The 16,904-nt window shown below is 35.1% G+C and carries 15 protein-coding genes and 4 pseudogenes; 14 read left to right on the top strand and 5 right to left on the bottom strand.

The window, feature by feature from the left end; translation table 11 throughout:
* The first annotated feature begins 50 nt into the window (after positions 1-50).
* Positions 51-767, top strand: a complete 717-nt coding sequence (locus tag QWZ06_RS25180; protein ID WP_290301879.1) for a biotin--[acetyl-CoA-carboxylase] ligase — start codon at positions 51-53, stop codon at positions 765-767.
* Here the strand turns inward: QWZ06_RS25180 and QWZ06_RS25185 are convergent.
* From QWZ06_RS25185 to QWZ06_RS25200, 4 genes and pseudogenes are all read right to left on the bottom strand, one after another.
* A pseudogene (locus QWZ06_RS25185) lies at positions 761-1,872 on the bottom strand (LptF/LptG family permease). The gene QWZ06_RS25180 and the pseudogene QWZ06_RS25185 sit on opposite strands and share 7 nt — an antisense overlap.
* A gap of 7 nt (positions 1,873-1,879) precedes the next feature.
* A pseudogene (gene tgt / locus QWZ06_RS25190) lies at positions 1,880-3,009 on the bottom strand (tRNA guanosine(34) transglycosylase Tgt).
* Between the two features lie 70 nt (positions 3,010-3,079).
* Entirely contained in the window at positions 3,080-3,445 is a 366-nt protein-coding gene (locus tag QWZ06_RS25195; protein WP_290301880.1) for a DUF4296 domain-containing protein, read from the bottom strand.
* A gap of 42 nt (positions 3,446-3,487) precedes the next feature.
* A pseudogene (locus QWZ06_RS25200) lies at positions 3,488-4,203 on the bottom strand (polyprenol monophosphomannose synthase).
* Between the two features lie 239 nt (positions 4,204-4,442).
* Here QWZ06_RS25200 and QWZ06_RS25205 point away from each other — a divergent pair.
* From QWZ06_RS25205 to QWZ06_RS25255, 11 genes are all read left to right on the top strand, one after another.
* A complete protein-coding gene (locus QWZ06_RS25205; protein WP_290301881.1) occupies positions 4,443-5,111 on the top strand; it encodes a DUF4271 domain-containing protein in 669 nt (222 codons plus the stop codon).
* A 12-nt stretch (positions 5,112-5,123) separates the two neighbouring features.
* The gene (locus tag QWZ06_RS25210) at positions 5,124-5,864 is read left to right on the top strand and encodes a uroporphyrinogen-III synthase (RefSeq protein WP_123276203.1); all 741 of its coding nucleotides are present in this window, start codon (positions 5,124-5,126) and stop codon (positions 5,862-5,864) included.
* A gap of 484 nt (positions 5,865-6,348) precedes the next feature.
* A complete protein-coding gene (locus QWZ06_RS25215; RefSeq protein ID WP_290301882.1) occupies positions 6,349-6,984 on the top strand; it encodes a hypothetical protein in 636 nt (211 codons plus the stop codon).
* 122 nt (positions 6,985-7,106) lie between these two features.
* Positions 7,107-7,469 carry a hypothetical protein gene (locus QWZ06_RS25220; protein WP_290301883.1) on the top strand — a complete coding sequence of 121 codons (363 nt, stop codon included), beginning with the start codon at positions 7,107-7,109 and terminating at the stop codon, positions 7,467-7,469.
* Complete coding sequence (locus tag QWZ06_RS25225) at positions 7,352-7,867, top strand: T9SS type A sorting domain-containing protein (protein ID WP_290301884.1); 516 nt, start codon at positions 7,352-7,354, stop codon at positions 7,865-7,867. The genes QWZ06_RS25220 and QWZ06_RS25225 overlap by 118 nt, the downstream gene beginning before the upstream one ends.
* 133 nt (positions 7,868-8,000) lie before the next feature.
* Positions 8,001-10,043, top strand: coding sequence for a S9 family peptidase (locus tag QWZ06_RS25230; RefSeq protein WP_290301885.1), 2,043 nt, complete (start codon positions 8,001-8,003; stop codon positions 10,041-10,043).
* A 43-nt stretch (positions 10,044-10,086) separates the two neighbouring features.
* Complete coding sequence (locus tag QWZ06_RS25235; protein WP_290301886.1) at positions 10,087-10,260, top strand: hypothetical protein; 174 nt, start codon at positions 10,087-10,089, stop codon at positions 10,258-10,260.
* A gap of 41 nt (positions 10,261-10,301) precedes the next feature.
* A complete protein-coding gene (locus QWZ06_RS25240; protein ID WP_123858642.1) occupies positions 10,302-10,640 on the top strand; it encodes a hypothetical protein in 339 nt (112 codons plus the stop codon).
* A gap of 550 nt (positions 10,641-11,190) precedes the next feature.
* Positions 11,191-12,078 carry a hypothetical protein gene (locus QWZ06_RS25245; RefSeq protein WP_290301887.1) on the top strand — a complete coding sequence of 296 codons (888 nt, stop codon included), beginning with the start codon at positions 11,191-11,193 and terminating at the stop codon, positions 12,076-12,078.
* 1 nt (position 12,079) lies between these two features.
* Entirely contained in the window at positions 12,080-12,919 is an 840-nt protein-coding gene (locus QWZ06_RS25250; RefSeq protein WP_290301888.1) for a hypothetical protein, read from the top strand.
* 1 nt (position 12,920) lies between these two features.
* On the top strand, positions 12,921-13,748 hold the full coding sequence (locus tag QWZ06_RS25255) for a hypothetical protein (RefSeq protein ID WP_290301889.1): 828 nt from the start codon (positions 12,921-12,923) through the stop codon (positions 13,746-13,748).
* Between the two features lie 116 nt (positions 13,749-13,864).
* On the opposite strand, the gene QWZ06_RS25260 is transcribed toward QWZ06_RS25255, so the two are convergent.
* The gene (locus tag QWZ06_RS25260; protein ID WP_290301890.1) at positions 13,865-14,350 is read right to left on the bottom strand and encodes an SRPBCC family protein; all 486 of its coding nucleotides are present in this window, start codon (positions 14,348-14,350) and stop codon (positions 13,865-13,867) included.
* Between the two features lie 201 nt (positions 14,351-14,551).
* Between QWZ06_RS25260 and QWZ06_RS25265 the strand changes: the two genes are divergently transcribed.
* Both QWZ06_RS25265 and QWZ06_RS25270 read left to right on the top strand, forming a co-directional pair.
* Positions 14,552-16,090: a sensor histidine kinase gene (locus QWZ06_RS25265; RefSeq protein ID WP_290301891.1), complete on the top strand. Its 1,539-nt coding sequence runs from the start codon at positions 14,552-14,554 to the stop codon at positions 16,088-16,090.
* Between the two features lie 87 nt (positions 16,091-16,177).
* Positions 16,178-16,875, top strand: a pseudogene (locus QWZ06_RS25270) (response regulator transcription factor).
* The last annotated feature ends 29 nt before the right edge of the window (positions 16,876-16,904 follow it).

Genomic DNA, 16,904 nt, shown 5'->3' on the forward strand with positions numbered 1-16,904 from the left:
CTTTACTTTAACCTTACTTTTACCCCCTTAATGTCTTAAAGTTTTCTTAAATGAGTCAACTCTTCTATCTGAAAGAATGTTCTTCTACTAATGACGAAATATCAAAGTTTTTACTTTATGAAAATTCAGATTTTATTGGATTGCATACTTTTAATCAAACTAAAGGTCGTGGTCAGTATGGAAATGTCTGGACTCCGACTGCCGGAAAAAACCTGGCATATACGCTGGCAGTAGATACTCAGAACATTGTATGTTCCGACTTTATATTCAATTATTATACCGCAATTATTGTCAGAGATTTCCTTGCCAATTTGGCTGATTATGATGTAAAAATCAAATGGCCGAATGATATTATCCTTAAAGGTAAAAAAATCGTTGGAATTTTGATTGAAAAGAAAAAAATTAATCAGAATAATTATTTTATTATAGGTACCGGAATTAATATTCTTCAAGATAAATTTGAAGAAATATCGAACGCTGGCTCACTTCTAACGCAGACAGGTAAGGAATTTGATATTGAAGCCCTCACTTTAAGCTTTCACGAATTTTTATCAGAAAAACTAAAAAACATTCCTTCTGACCAGGAAATTCTGGACAGGTTCAACGAAAGTCTTTTCCGAAAAGATGAGATCTCAGTATTTGAAATTCAAAAAGAAAGACAAAATGGCATCATCCGAAATGCGGATGAAAAAGGAGAGCTATGGATCGAATTGGAAAAAGATGGAATGTCTTCTTTTTACCACAAAGAAGTAAAGCTCCTTTACTGATTGGCTCTTTTGATATAAAGATAAAGGGTAAGCGGAAGAAACACAAGATTTGGAAGCCACATCGCTAAAGCCGGCGGCAAACTTTTATTCTCTGAAACAACTTTTAAAGCCTCAAATGAAAAGACGAAAAGAAAGGCCAGTGAAATCCCTATTGCAAGATTGACCCCCAAACCACCTCTTTTCTTTTGAGAAGACAGAGAAAGAGCCAGGAAGGTTAAAATAATGATGGAAACAGGCATTGAAGTCCTCTGATGAAGCTCATTCAGGTAAGAATTCAGGTTACTGTTTCCTCTTGCCTTTTCTCTTTCAATAAATTTGAGCAATTCAGGTGTTGTTTATTCTGACCTAAAAGTTCATTAGGGAAAAGCTCCTCAGGAGAATGACTGTAGTTTCTTCTAAGCTCTACGCCATTGCTCAGCTTTTCTGTATTATCTTTATTGATTGTTTTTTCCAGGTAGTTATTTAAAACGAACTGTTTTTTAGTCTGATCCCAATATACTTCACCAGCTTTTAGTTCATATACCATTCTTCTATTCTTATCGAATTTTTGGTAAACAAAGCTGGATCCTCTTTTTTCTCTTTTATTCCAAGAGTCTACAAATATATATTCTGTTCTGCTCAACTGCGAAGAAGCAGGGGCCGTTCCCAGAATCTTTTCTTTGTTGGCAGCATTATAGGTATAAGCTTCTAATTCATTTTTCTTGATATTCGCCCAAGGGAGAACCAAATGATACACTACAAGTGCCATTAAAGCGATCAAAATCGAAGTATACAGATAAGGTTTTGAGAACCTATGAAAACTGGCACCACTACTGATAATGGCCACAATTTCAGTGTTATTTGCCATTCTGGAAGTGAAATAAATCACCGTAATAAACACCAGAATGGAAAGGAAGGTGACCACAAGATTAATAATCCAGTAAGGATAAAAATGAATCAGGAAATACCCAAGGTCTAATTTGGGATCAAGAGCTTTTGCATTTTCTATTCTCGGTATCTTTTGCTGAACGTCGATGACAAGCACCACTATAGACAATAGCACCAGCATGAAACTGAAAGTTCCAAGGTATTTCTTAATGATATATTTGTCTACAATTTTAAGCATATTCTTCTTATAGTCTTTGTCTAAGAACTGGTACTACAGAGTTTTTCCATTCATAGAAATCTCCTGCGACAATGTGTTCTCTTGCCGCTTTCACCAAGTCAAGGTAAAATGCAAGATTATGAATTGAAGCGATCTGTTTTGCTAAATATTCTTTGGACACAAACAGGTGACGAAGATATGCTTTTGAATATTCACGATCTACAAAGCTGGTTCCGAATTCATCCAAAGGCGAAAAATCACGTTTCCATTTTTCGTTTTTAAGATTCATTACCCCTTGCCATGTGAAAAGCATTGCATTTCTGGCATTTCTTGTAGGCATAACACAATCCATCATATCAATTCCTAATCCAATAGATTCCAGGATATTCCAAGGTGTTCCCACGCCCATCAAATATCTTGGCTTTCTTTAGGAAGAATATCTGTTACTTCATCCGTGATTCTGTACATTTCTTCTTCAGGCTCTCCAACAGAAAGTCCTCCAATAGCATTTCCTTCTGCTCCAGCTTCTGAAATAACCTCCGCAGAAATCTTTCTTAAATCAGAATAGGTAGATCCCTGAACAATAGGAAAAAGCCTTTGTTTATGACCATATAATTCAGGATTATCATGAGTCCATTCTATACATCTTTTAAGCCAACGGTGGGTAAGCTCCATAGATGATTTTGCCTGGTTGTAATCACAAGGATAAGGAGTACATTCGTCAAAAGCCATGAAAATATCAGCTCCGATCTGTCTTTGGATCTCCATTGATCTCTCCGGAGAGAACATGTGATAGCTTCCGTCAATATGAGATTTGAATCGGGCTCCTTCTTCTGTCATTTTTCTGTTGCTCGCCAGCGAGAATACCTGAAAGCCACCTGAATCAGTAAGAATGGGAAGATCCCAGTTCATAAATTTATGTAAACCACCAGCATCCTGCATCGTTTCCATTCCTGGACGAAGGTAAAGGTGGTAAGTATTTCCCAAAATAATCTGGGCTTTAATGTCTTCTTTTAATTCTCTCTGATGAACTGTTTTCACACTTGCAACAGTTCCTACTGGCATAAAAATAGGAGTCTGGATCTTTCCGTGATCTGTAGTGATCTCCCCTGCTCTTGCTTTTCCTTCAGAGGTTTTTTCTATATTAAAAAATTTCATCTGTACACTTTTTTAGTTCGCCGCAATTAGCGATTCTCATTGTCGGGCAAAATCCCGCTTCATCATTATTTTATCTCTGAGGCACTCCTAATTCGGCTTGCTTCAGCTTATCTTTTACATATTTTTCGGCCTTAGGATCTTTCTTTAGTAAAATCTGCTGTGCTTCATTTGCTATCCCTTCCATTTCTTCTTTAATCACATAGTATTTAAAACTTTCGACAAAATCATCAGGTTTTACATTGTGTGATTTTAAAATAAATCGGGTACCTGCTTCCATATTTCTGTCCCGAAACATAAAGTTAGCCTGATCATTAATAATCAGATCAGCAATAACATCAGCCATAATATCCTGATCAACCAGATTTTTAGGCTTATCAATATAATCACTGCATGAAAACAGCCCCAGAAAGGCAAAAACAAGGATCAACTTTTTCATCAGCTTAATTTTATAATTTTAATGGAAGAATTGATCTTTGCATCACAATCTATTGATGATTGACTTCCATTTTAAGTTTAAAACACCAAAAACAGCTTCATGGATAATTCCACCATTCATTTTGCTTTCTCCTAAAATCCTATTGGTAAAGATAATAGGAACTTCCACAATTCTGAAACCTTTTTTAAAAGCTCTGAATTTCATTTCTATCTGAAATCCATATCCTTTCAATCTCACATTATCCAATCCTATCTCTTCCAATACTTTACGGGAGAAACAAACAAACCGGCTGTTGTATCATGAATAGGAAGTCCTAAAATAAATCTCACATATTTCGATGCAAAATAAGACAACAGAACCCTTCCCATAGGCCAGTTTACTACATTTACCCCTTTTGAATAACGAGATCCAATAGCCATATCTGCATTCAGACAAGCTTCAAAAAGCTTAGGTAAATCATTAGGACTATGTGAAAAATCGGCATCCATTTCAAAAATATAATCGTATTTATTCTCGATTGCCCATCTAAAGCCATGAATATAGGCTTTACCTAAACCATCTTTTGTATGTCTTATTGACAGATGCAGGTAATGTGGATACCTCTTTTGCAGCTCTTTTACGATTTCAGCGGTTCCGTCCGGAGAAGAATCATCCACTACTAAGATATGAAAGTCATCCTCCAATGCAAAAACAGCGGAAATAATATTTTTAATATTTTCCTTTTCGTTATACGTTGGGATTATGACGAGTTTTTTCATTTCAGTTTGCAAAGATAGTTTATTTAACCTTTTTATTTTATACAAAATAATCTATAATTTTGCAAAAAATTTTTCAATGATTCGTGGGTCAAATAAAAATAGCATTCAATAATTTTAGATGATGCACAAAATCAATTGAAAAATAGGCTTAACATCAAATTTAGCAGATGAAGCAATAAAGAAAATCTATGCCAAGTTGTGTTATTTATAGTTAAATAAAAAAATAAAAACTTAAAAATTTGCCATCGTCACCGAACTACATCAATTATGTAAGAATACCTGAGAACAACGATTGGGTCATTTTTATACTTATAGGCTGTATCTTTTTATATGTTTTCATGATGAACATTATAGAAAGAGATGCGAGTCTTAAAGATTTTCTGCTTCAAAAGTATTTTGACGCGAGTAACAATCTACCAAGCTGGATTATCACCTCCTGTGTGATTACTCTTACTTTATCTGTTCTGATTTCACAATACATTCCGGTAGTTCCGAAATATATTGCAGATCTACAGGTTCTGGGATATCAGCTTAATAAATTTGGATATACGCTGCTGGCAGTTATCTTTTTTTATCTGATCAAGTCAACATTGGGTTTTTTATTTTACCAAAGTATCGGGGATGGAAAGAAATGGACTATTTTTTATTTCACCTCGACAAAGTTCTATTTTATTCTGTCATTTTTGTTGATAATTTTGTGTGTAACCCACTATTACTTCCCTATAGACAGAAATAAAATGTTCTTATATTATTTCTCCTTCTTTTCTTTTGTATTCATTTTCAAAGTTTTTTTCTATTTATTTCACAAGAACAAGATTCTTCCGGAGAAATGGTATTATAAATTTTTGTATATTTGCACGCTCCAAATCGCACCATTATTACTGCTTTGGAAATTGTTATTTTTTTAATAAATGTCAATGATGAGAATAAAGTCCATATTGGTTTCTCAACCAGCGCCTAGTGAATCTTCTCCATATCTGGATATAGCGAAGAAGGAAAAAATAAAGATTGATTTCCGTCCATTTATCCACGTTGAAGGGGTTGACAATAAAGAACTCAGAACTCAGAAAATAGATCTGACGCAATATACCGGTATCATTTTTACCAGTAAAAATGCTATTGACCATTACTTCAGACTTGCAGAAGAATTGCGTTTTGCAGTTCCGGATACAATGAGATATATCTGTCAGTCGGAAGCTATTGCCAACTATCTTCAGAAACACATTGTGTACAGAAAAAGAAAAATCAGCTTTGGGGAGAAAAACTTCTCAGACCTTCTTCCTCTGTTCAAGAAATTTCCTACTGAAAAATATCTGTTGCCATCTTCAGATGTTTTAAGCCCGGATATTGTAAAAACTTTGGATTCTGCCAATATAGAATGGACAAGAGCAATCATGTACCGTACTGTATGCAGTGACCTGACGGACATCAACATTAAAGATTACGACATGTTGATCTTCTTTAGCCCACAAGGAATCAAGTCTCTGCAACAGAATTTTCCGGACTTCAAGCAGGATGAAACTAAGATCGGAGTTTTTGGAAACACCACTTTAGCTGCCGCTGAAGAAGCTGGATTAAAAGTAGATCTAATGGCTCCTACGAAGGAAACCCCTTCTATGACCATGGCTCTTGAAAAATATATTAAAGCTCTACACAAATAGTCTTTAATACAGAAATAAACTCAACCATCTTTCCTTTATGAAAAGATGGTTTTTTTATTTAAGAACACTTTAATCAACCGTTCAAAACCGAAAATCAAGCAATTGGCTTATTATATATTGTCGCATTTATAAACACCAAATAACGATCATACATGAGTTATTTTCCTATCTGTAAGAATCTTTGTCTCTAACACACTAACCCTGGCAAGAAAACACAATCAACAATATCATTTATATAACAAAAATTGATTTTTTCTATAAAATAAACTCTGATCAACCCCATACAATACCATAAATGTAAAAAAACACCAAAAAACGCAACAGAAATCTTCAATAACTTAATCTATATAGACGTAATTATTTTTGTGAAATATTAATTAAAAAAAATAACATTAACAATTAACAATCAATTAATTAAGTTATTCCTATTTTTCAATAACTCATTATAAATCCTTTATATTAGAACCAATTAAAAAACTCTAATATGAAAAAGTTATTATTTTCTCTATTCTTACTTATTATTGTATTTGTAAGCGCCCAAAACGACAACTGTACCGGGGCAATCAATTTACCTGTAGGAACAAATTTTACATCAGGAGCCATCACAGCAAATAACAACGGCGCAACTACCGATGGCACTCCTCCCACCTGTACCTCAGTTGCCGTTGACAACGTATGGTTCAAAGCAACGGTACCCCAAAGCGGAAATCTAACAATAGAGATGAGAGAAGTTTCAGGAACCTCTTTTCTTTATCCTGTTATTACCGTTTATACAGGCATGTGTAATTCATTAACTCAAATCAGCTGCAAGGATTACGGCTACAACGTTCCATTAGTATTTAACGGCCGCACTCCAGGTGAAATCATCTACATCAGTGTATGGAAACTTAATTCAAATATTAGCAATGGAGCATTTAAGATTTCAGCTTTCGATCCTGCTCCACCAGCCAATGACCCATGCTCAGGAGCAATATCATTAACCGTAGGAACAGACTTCAATTCGGGGGCAATCAATGTAGACAATACAGGAGCAACTCCTGATGGCTCAATTCCATCCTGCCAAACCAGCACTACCGATAACATCTGGTTTAAAGTAATTGTCCCACAAATGGTAATCTAAAAATAGAAGTCAATGATAGTGGTAATGGCCTATTTTCTGGCGCTGGACTTAGTATATATAGTGGAACATGTGGCTCCCTAACTGAAATTGGATGTAAAAATGATTATTTTTCATTAATAACATTGACCGGACAAACTCCGGGAGCCACGTTATATGTAAACGTATGGAAACTTAATCAGACAAACGGGACAGGCGAGTTTAAAATTTCAGCCTATGGATTTATCCCACCAGACAATAACAGTTGTTCACAGGCAACTCCGCTGACGATAGGAACAAATTTTAATTCAGGAGCAATCACCTCCAATAATGTTGAAGCGACTACCGACAGCACATTGCCTACATGTAATGAAGATGCTGCAGACAATATATGGTTTACAGCAACGGTACCGCAAGCGGAAACCTTAAGATCGAAACTAAAAAAAGCCCAGGATCCCAATTTGATCACCCCACCACTACAGTTTATAGTGGCAACTGCGGGACTTTAAGTGAAATCAGCTGCAGTGATGACTTTTCAATAATAACATTAACGGGACAGACTCCGGGAAACACATTGTATGTCAGTGTATGGAAATACGAAGGAAATATAGTAAATGGCAAGTTCAAAATTTCAGCATACGATGACAGCACCTTGTCAACTCATGAAGTAGCTGACAATAAAAAGAAGATCACAGTATTTCCTAATCCTTTTAGCGATGTACTTATCATCTCTGATATCAATGATGTGAAGTCCATATCGGTTACAGATATATCAGGAAAGCTGATCAAGACAATTGAAAAGCCCTCTTCTTCACTTGATATGAGGGATTTAGAAGATGGCCTTTATTTCGTTACTTTAAAAATGAAAGATGAGAGCATAAAAACGATTAAAACAATAAAAAAATAACTCCATTATCCAATATTAAAGAAAAGGCTATCAAAAATCTGATAGCCTTTCTTATATTTGAACAAGAATTAATATTGAATGCAACTGCAACGTTTCTGCAAAAAAACACAGGACGTAAAAAATTAGAATATAGATGAAAGCTCCACAAGCAAAAAAAATAGAAAAAATATTAGAAACCCATGCCGACAGAAGAGTAGATCATTACTTCTGGCTTAATGAAAGGGAAAACCCGGAAGTCATTCAATATCTTGAAGAAGAAAATGCTTACGAAGAATTCATCATGAAAGACACCGAGGAGCTTCAGGAAGAACTTTTCGAAGAGATGAAAGCCCGTTATAAGAAGGATGATGAGTCTCTACCTTATATCTTTAATGAATACTGGTATATTGTACGGTATGAGGAAGGAAAAGAATATCCAATCTTCTGCAGAAAATATAAAAGCCTGGATAATGAGGAAGAAATTATACTTAACGTCAATATTTTAGCGGAAGGTGAAGATTTCTTTGAAGTAGGAAGCGTAGCAGTAAGCCCTAATAATGAACTGACTTCTTTTTCTTCAGATAATGTAGGAAGAAGGATCTATACATTAAACTTCAAAAATTTGAAGACCGGTGAAATTCTTCCGGATAAAATTCTAAATACTACAGGAAAAGCAGTTTGGGCGAATGACAATCAACATGTTTTCTATATTAGAAAAGATAAAAGTCTTCGTGCATTCCAGGTTTACAGACACAAACTGGGAACGGATCCTGCTGAAGATGTTCTTATCTTCCATGAAGAAGATGACACCTTTGATGTAAATGTGTTTAAAACAAAATCATTACAATATATCTTTATCGCAAGTTCTAGCACCATTTCCGATGAACATCATTTCATTCCTGCAGACAATGTTTTTGCAGACTGGAAAGTCATCCAGCCAAGAATAGATGATCTTGAGTATTCTGTAGAACATTATGAAGATGAATTCTACATTATCACCAATGCTGATGACGCTACGAACTTTAAAATTGTAAAAACAAAGATTGATAATTGCAGTATGGAAAACTGGGTAGATGTAATCCCTCACCGTGCTGAAGTTTTATTGGAAGGTTTTGAAATCTTTAAAGATCACCTGGTTCTGGAGGAAAGAGAAAAAGGACTGCTTCAAATCAAAATTATTGATGAAAAAACAAAGGAATCTTATTACCTACCTTTCTCTGATCCAACCTACACTACTTATATAGGAATCAATCTTGAATTCGATACGGAGGTTTTACGTTATGGCTACACGTCCCTTACGCAGCCAAGTTCTACTTACGAGTATAACATGAAGGATAAAACGACTATACTTCTGAAACAACAGGAAGTCTTGGGCGGAAAATTCTTCCCGGAAAATTATGTTTCCGAAAGAATCTGGGCAGATTCCAGAGATGGAGAAACTAAAATTCCAATTTCTCTTGTATATCATAAGGACACGAAGAAATCAGCAGATACTCCACTTTTACTCTATGGATATGGAAGCTACGGTCATACTGTGGATGCAAGCTTCTCCAATGTAAGACTTTCTATTCTTGATCGCGGTTTCATTTATGCTATCGCTCATATCCGCGGAGGTGAATATTTGGGAAGAGAATGGTATGAAGATGGAAAAATGTTATTCAAGAAAAATACTTTCTTCGATTTTATAGATGCAGGAAAATACCTTATAAAGGAAAACTACACTTCATCCGATCATTTATATGCTATGGGGGGAAGCGCCGGAGGATTATTGGTAGGTGCAGTCATGAATTATGAGCCTCAATTATTCAATGGAATAGTAGCACAGGTTCCTTTTGTAGATGTTGTGACTACAATGCTGGATGATACAATCCCTTTAACAACCGGAGAATATGACGAATGGGGAAATCCTAATGACAAAGAATACTATCATTATATGAAGGATTATTCACCTTACGATAATGTTGAGGCAAAAGATTATCCAAATATACTGATTACAACAGGATTTCATGATTCCCAGGTACAATATTGGGAGCCCGCAAAATGGACTGCAAAGCTTAGAGAATTGAAAACTGATGATAATATTCTGATCTTTAAAACAGATATGAGTTCCGGTCATGGAGGAGCAAGCGGAAGATTTGAGTCCCTGAAAGAAGACGCGCTAGAATATGCGTTCTTATTAAAGATTAACAAAAAATAGTTTTGATTAACTTTCTCTTTGCGATCTCTTACATATAAGACCTATGGTATTATTAATTTTGATTTCAATAGCTGTTATTTATTATCTGATACAAAAACAGAAAATAACAAGAATAGAAAAAAGAGAAGAGTTTAAGTCCAAACAAGAGGAAAAACTTAAGGATATGCTGAAAAAAGCGAAAGAAGAAGATCTTAATAATAAAGAAAATAACAATTAATAAAATGTATTGTCATCATAAAAAGTGACAATTATAAAAATATGAACGAATCTGAATACTGGAAAAAAATAGAACAGTTCTTCGAGGACAATTTCCAGACTGAGAAGAACCCACCCATTGAGACCTTATTATTTTTAATAGGACTACAGGAGCTAGGCAGCGGACAACAGAAATATACAAAGGAAGACAAAGTAAATTTGATTCATATTGCTGTTTGCAGACTGCTTGAACCTTTTGGATATTACAAATTCACTCATTATGAAGATGGGTGGCCCCAATTCGACAAACTGGAAGATCTTCCTGAACTAAAGCCAAATGAGCAATCCTTACTGATGAAAAAGGCAATTATTCAGTACTTTCAGGAGGAAGAACTTATTTAAGTCAAAAACGCAGAAGTTTAGACATTCCCTAATGAAATACTAGTATTATTAGCTAAATACTACTAAAACACTGCATCCCTTATACAAATAGAGACAAGCTTTCGGCTTGTCTCTATTTTTTTTAAACAAAAACAATATTGATATTAAAAAAATATCGTATTTTTTTATTTATAGTTAATATTTTAAACCATTTCATTCCCAAGCTATTAGATGCTTATTTTACGAATATACTATTCATAGTTCACAATTTATTAGAATTTGATAGGCATATTCCATATTAGATTTGTAATTTAGGCACTTCAGACCACATTCTTTTGACCTGTCACTATGGTCAATTCCCCTCAGAATACTATGGTCAATTTCTTCAGCCTTACACTTGGTGTATAGTTCTGAAAAAAAAGACAAAAGCAAAATGATATCCCGACTCGCCATGAGCCGGGCAGGATAAAAATTTGAAAAAATTACACACAAAACTAAGAACTGAAAAACTATGTATTTCGAAAAAATTCTTCTGAAGAAAACAGATTAAAATTTAAATAGAAATCAAACCATGAAAAAAATTAGCACTTCTTTAATGTTGCTCATGATCAACATGGCCTTTTCACAAGTAGGAATTTCAAAAAATCTAACTATTGAAATCCACAATAAGGCCATTTTACAGGTAGACGGAAAATATGAAGGAAAGAGTTACGGAATGATGCTTCCTGAAGTATCCGTACCAGAGAATCTCCCATTACATAATTCCCCTACTCCAGACAGTGAGATGACAGGAATGATGATGTTCGAAAAAACGCATGCTACCTTTTACTCTTATGATGGAGCAAAATGGAACAATGAACCTACGGCTGCCGACTTCAAAATGAAACAATCCCGATTTTTATCCACTGCCGATGAAGAAACTTATGTAGCTTGTGTTCTTTTGGGATGCGGACGACATGTAGGTCTTGGCTTCGGCGCTCTTGTTGATGGAAAACAATCTTACAACAGCCTTAATATAACCAGGGAAACAGCTGTAGTAGCAGGAGGAGGACTTTATGGAGACAAAAATTTTGATAATGCCAAGTTTGTCATCAATGAAGCAGGGGTATATGACATCTACCTGAATGTTCCTTCTAAAACGGGAGGAGCCGTATCTCTTACAAGCGGGCCTCAATACCAGCTGCGAGCCTATCTGAAACAAAGTAACGGAAGTTATAATGAGGTTAAGCTCACCACATTCTACCCTGACTATTACGGAATTTTGGGAATTGGTGGAGATACCAATACGGCAGCTTTTACCACCACAAGAATCCGTTTGAATCCGGGAGATTATATTGTCTCGAGAATACATTCTCCATTGGCAACAGTATCTGTAGTAGTTACTCTTACCGCTTCTGCCAATGCCAATATCGCCAAATACTATCCAAGAGAAATAATGTTCACCAAAGTAAGTGATTAAAATGATCAGAAAAACGATTACACTCAAAGTCTTTATTTTAACAGCGGCAAGCACATTAGGATTTGCCCAGATGAAAATGGGGAAAAGACCTGAAACGATTCATCCAAGAGCGGTTTTACAGATAGAGCATAATACAAAAGGCATCATACTTCCTGTTGTTGAAAACCATACTCAACTCCCTAATTACAACGCTTCGCACCCAGATCTATATGAAAATAAACCTGAAGATAATGGTTTGGTATTTTATAGCAAGGAGATCAAGGATGTGGTAAAATATGATGGCTACAGATGGATTGCCGCAACAGAGAGAAGTATCAAAAATTATAAAAATGTAAGTATTCTGGGATCTAATACTGCAGATGTATCTGTCGCTAATGTATTAGGAATTACGGGGCGTCCTACCCTAGCTTTTAATATTTTAAATGATTTTGATAGAAATAATGTCAATAATTTAGGGCTTACAGTCAATGCCAATGGAGAAATTAGCATTCCGGCAGATGGTTTCTACAGAATCAATCCATCAGTAAAGTCAAGCAGTGCCGGAGGCCTATCTGTAGGAAATGCCGCCACTATTATTTCTCTTCAGGCGCTGTACGCCAATGCAACAGCAGAAGGATGGCAAAAGATTCATGAAAACAGCTTTTTGCTTTATGGATTGTTGGTAACAGCGGGCAGCGCCAATTCTGTGAATAATTTTTCCACTACAAAATACCTGCATGCTGGAGATCAGATCCGTTTAAGAGCCGGCATTCAAGCTGATACAGGATTGAATGTAGGCGCTGGTGTCAACTTTAAAATGAATGACAAAGATACTTTTATCTATATAGAAAAATTGAACTAAGATGAGAAAGAATATTTATATCGCTGTCCTTTTATTGGCAGCTCAGATGACTTATTCCCAAGTCATTATCGGAAGTGCAGCCAATCCAAGTTCTAATTCTATGTTCAGCATTGTGAATAAAGAGGATAATCTGGTACGATCTAAGGGAATAATGATCCCAACGGTAAACAATGAAATGGAGTTACCTTTATACAATGCCAGTCAAGCCAGTCACTTTGACAAGGATCCTTCTATGCAGGGAATGATCATGTATAGAAAAGATATTCAAAGAGTTGTTGTGTATGACGGGGATATATGGAAGCCTACTTTTTACGAAACCGGAGGAAGAACTACACGCGCCAGCATGAATCCAACAACTGTAGAAAGCGATTTCCCTTCTGTAGGATGTGTACTTATCGGATGTGGTGAAAAAGATGTTCCGTTTGGATTCTATAACAACACATTGGATGGTGATAAACTTGGCATTATTGATCCTCAGGGAAACGTGAATAATAATTTCAACAATTTCACCTTCAAAGAGTCAGGATTTTATAAGATTCTTATCAGTTTGAAGGTAAAGACCTCGGGTATTCACGTCAGCCCGCCTGTCATCTCTTTCAGGGCATTAAAAAATGGGGCGACTCTTGCCAGAAATGATGTTCCTTTAAATGAAGCCATTCTGATTACTGCTGGAGCCAACAGAGTTGGAACCATGGAATTTCTAGCCATGTTCGACAAAGGAGACAAACTTAAAGTACAGGTTTCAGGAGGTGTTTCTATTCTAACAGTTGCCGACGTTTATAAAATTGTTCCTACAGATGGAACATTTATTAATATAGAAAAACTGTAAGGCTTAACAAAAAAACATTTTTCATTCCATATTTCATTAAATAGGGTACCTCGATTGAGGTACCCTATTTTCATATCATCAAACTAATGATCTATTATCTCTTTTTCATTTTCAAATCACCCAATGATTTCTTTAAGCTGGTTAAGTCCCATTTTAAATCCACCTTCAAATCCCATATCCAACATTTTCTTCATTACTTCTTCAGATTGATAATGGATATTAACAGTCACTTTTGTTCCTTCTTCTACTCCTGTAAAACCAAATAACCATTGGGATCTTGGAGCATCCTCATTTACATTTCCGTTTTCATCACAGAAAGCACTCGTCCAGTCAAGACTCCTATGTTCCATGATCTCTCCATATTTCGATTGGGAATAGGATTTTTCTCCATTTGGACCTACCATAGCATAGAGCCAGATCCCGTTTTCTTTGAAATCCTGATGCACAGTTTCGCATTTCCAGGGTCTAGGCCCCCACCACTGATCCAATAATTCGGATTGGGTAAAATAGTTCCACACTTTCGAAACATCAGCGTTGTAAATAATCATTACATAGACGCTTTTCGAGTCAAAATCTTTGTTGAAAATGATATTAGATTCCATAAAGTAATAATTTTAAATAAAGTTAGCTCTTTATTTACACAAAGGACTTTTCATATGACAAGTAAACAATAATTCATAAATAATTGTTAAAAAACTATCTTTTAAGATAAAAACCATAATTTTTTGGCTCGTTTTTTGTTTACGTAGTCTTAAAACAATTAATTTTAACATTCATTTTTCCAAAACATATATAATTAAATAATGAATAATAAATTCATCCCAATAATTTCGGTGTTTATGACGATCTCACTGATTGTCTTTGTTACGCTCCAATTTTATTGGTTGAAAGGCTATTATGGGGTACTGGAACAGGATTTTTCAAATAAAGTTTACTCGGTTTTGGAAAGTACATCAAAAACAATTGAAGAAATTGAAGCTGATAAATATCTGACCAAGGATAACAGAAATACCATTCTTGCCAACAGCAAAAATCCTTCACTTACTACCATTCAACAGGTAGAAGATTCCGGAACTCAAAGACAGATCATCTATTCTAAGAATATTATTTCCAATGCACAGCTTCCTATTTCTAAAAAAGGAGATTCTGTAAAGCTAACGACTTTATACACTGATGAAGCTGCTTACAAAATAAAAAGAGACACTACAAACCGCGAAATACTTACCTCGGACATCAATCAGGATATTGAAACCGGGGATTACGCCGTAAAAGAGTTTGTAAAGGTATATGGAAACAATTTACCTATTGCCCAAAGGGTAAGTCCTGCCACGCTTGATTCGGTAATCACGAAAGAATTAAAAATCAGAGGAATTACCGCAAAATTCGGGTATGGAATTGTAGACAAAGACAATAAACTTACCAGCATTGCCAACAAAGCCTATAAAGAGAAAAAAGACAGCAACACGTATAGTTATCCTCTTTTCACGGATAAAAAATATAATACCTTATATAATCTTGCCTTAGTTTTCCCTAAAAAAGAATATTCTTTGGCGATGAACAACTGGCCGATGCTCTTGGGAACTTTCCTTTCATTGCTTACCATTCTTGGGATTTATATTATTTCCATCAATTATATGATGAGGCAGAAAAAACTTGCTGAAGTAAAAACAGACTTTATCAACAACATGTCTCATGAATTTAAAACGCCATTGGCAACTATTTCTGTGGCAACAGATTCATTAGCGAATGATAAGATTGCTACCAACCCGGATAAAGTAAAATATTATTCAGAGTTGATTAAGCAGGAAAACCTGAGGATGAAAAAACAGGTGGAAAATATTCTGAACATGTCTAAGCTTGAGAGAAATGAAGTAGAATTATTCCTGAAAGAAACCAACGTAAGGGAATTGATTAAAAAGACGACAGAATCCTTTAATCTGATTGTAAAACAAAGAAATGGTACTCTGACTCAGCAGTTCAATGCTACTCATTATAATTTTAAGATTGATGAGTTTCATATATCGAATATGCTGGTGAACTTATTGGATAATGCCAATAAATATTCTCCGGAAGCGCCTGAAATTCATGTGGAGACCAGAAATGAAGGTCATTGGTATGTTATTGAAATTTCAGATAAGGGAATGGGAATGGAAACCCAGAATAAAACAAAGATCTTCGAGAAATTCTTCAGAGAAGAAACCGGAAATATTCACAATGTAAAAGGACAAGGGCTAGGGCTTTCCTATGTTAAGAAGATTGTAGAACTTCATAAAGGGGAGATTATTGTAGACTCCAATAAAGGGGATGGAAGTACCTTTACAATAAAATTACCAATGGGGTAATGATAAAATAAGAAACCAAAAACAAAATATAAGAAGAGAGAGTGAGGAAGTTCATTCTTAATTGTTAATTAGTAATTAGTAAAAGTTATGAGCAACAGAATATTATTAGTAGAGGACGATCAGAGTTTCGGGGCGGTGCTTAAAGATTATTTAACAATCAATAATTTTTGAAGTTACCCTTGCTACTGATGGAGAACAGGGATTGAAAGAATTTACAGAAAAATGAATTCGACATCTGTATATTCGACGTAATGATGCCTAAAAAAAAAGACGGGTTTTTCATTAGCTGAAGATGTAAAAAAAGATTGATAAAAAAAATACACCGATCATATTCCTTACGGCAAGAAAATATGAGAGAAGACATCCTTAAGGGATATCAACTGGGAGCTGATGACTATATCACAAAACCATTTGATACTGAACTTCTTTTATATAAGATCAAAGCGATTCTTCAAAGAAGCTCTACCTTGGAAAATGAAGAGCAGGAGCAATTCAAGATCAGCAATATCTTCTTTGACTCTATGTTGAGACAACTGAAGGTAGGTGATAAAGAATATAAGCTTTCACCAAAAGAAAATGAATTATTAAAGCTTCTTTGCATTCACAGAAACGACTTTATGCCAAGAGATCTTGCTCTAAGAAAGATTTGGAAAAAGGAAAATTACTTTACAGCAAGAAGTATGGACGTCTATATTGCTAAGCTTCGTAAGCTGTTAAAAGATGACGAAGGATTGGAAATTATCAATGTTCACGGAGAAGGATTTAGACTTCTTGTAAAAAATTAATCAAAAAAATCGTATTATAAACATAAAAT

Source organism: Chryseobacterium tructae, assembly GCF_030409875.1.
GTDB classification, from domain to species: Bacteria; Bacteroidota; Bacteroidia; order Flavobacteriales; family Weeksellaceae; genus Chryseobacterium; species Chryseobacterium tructae.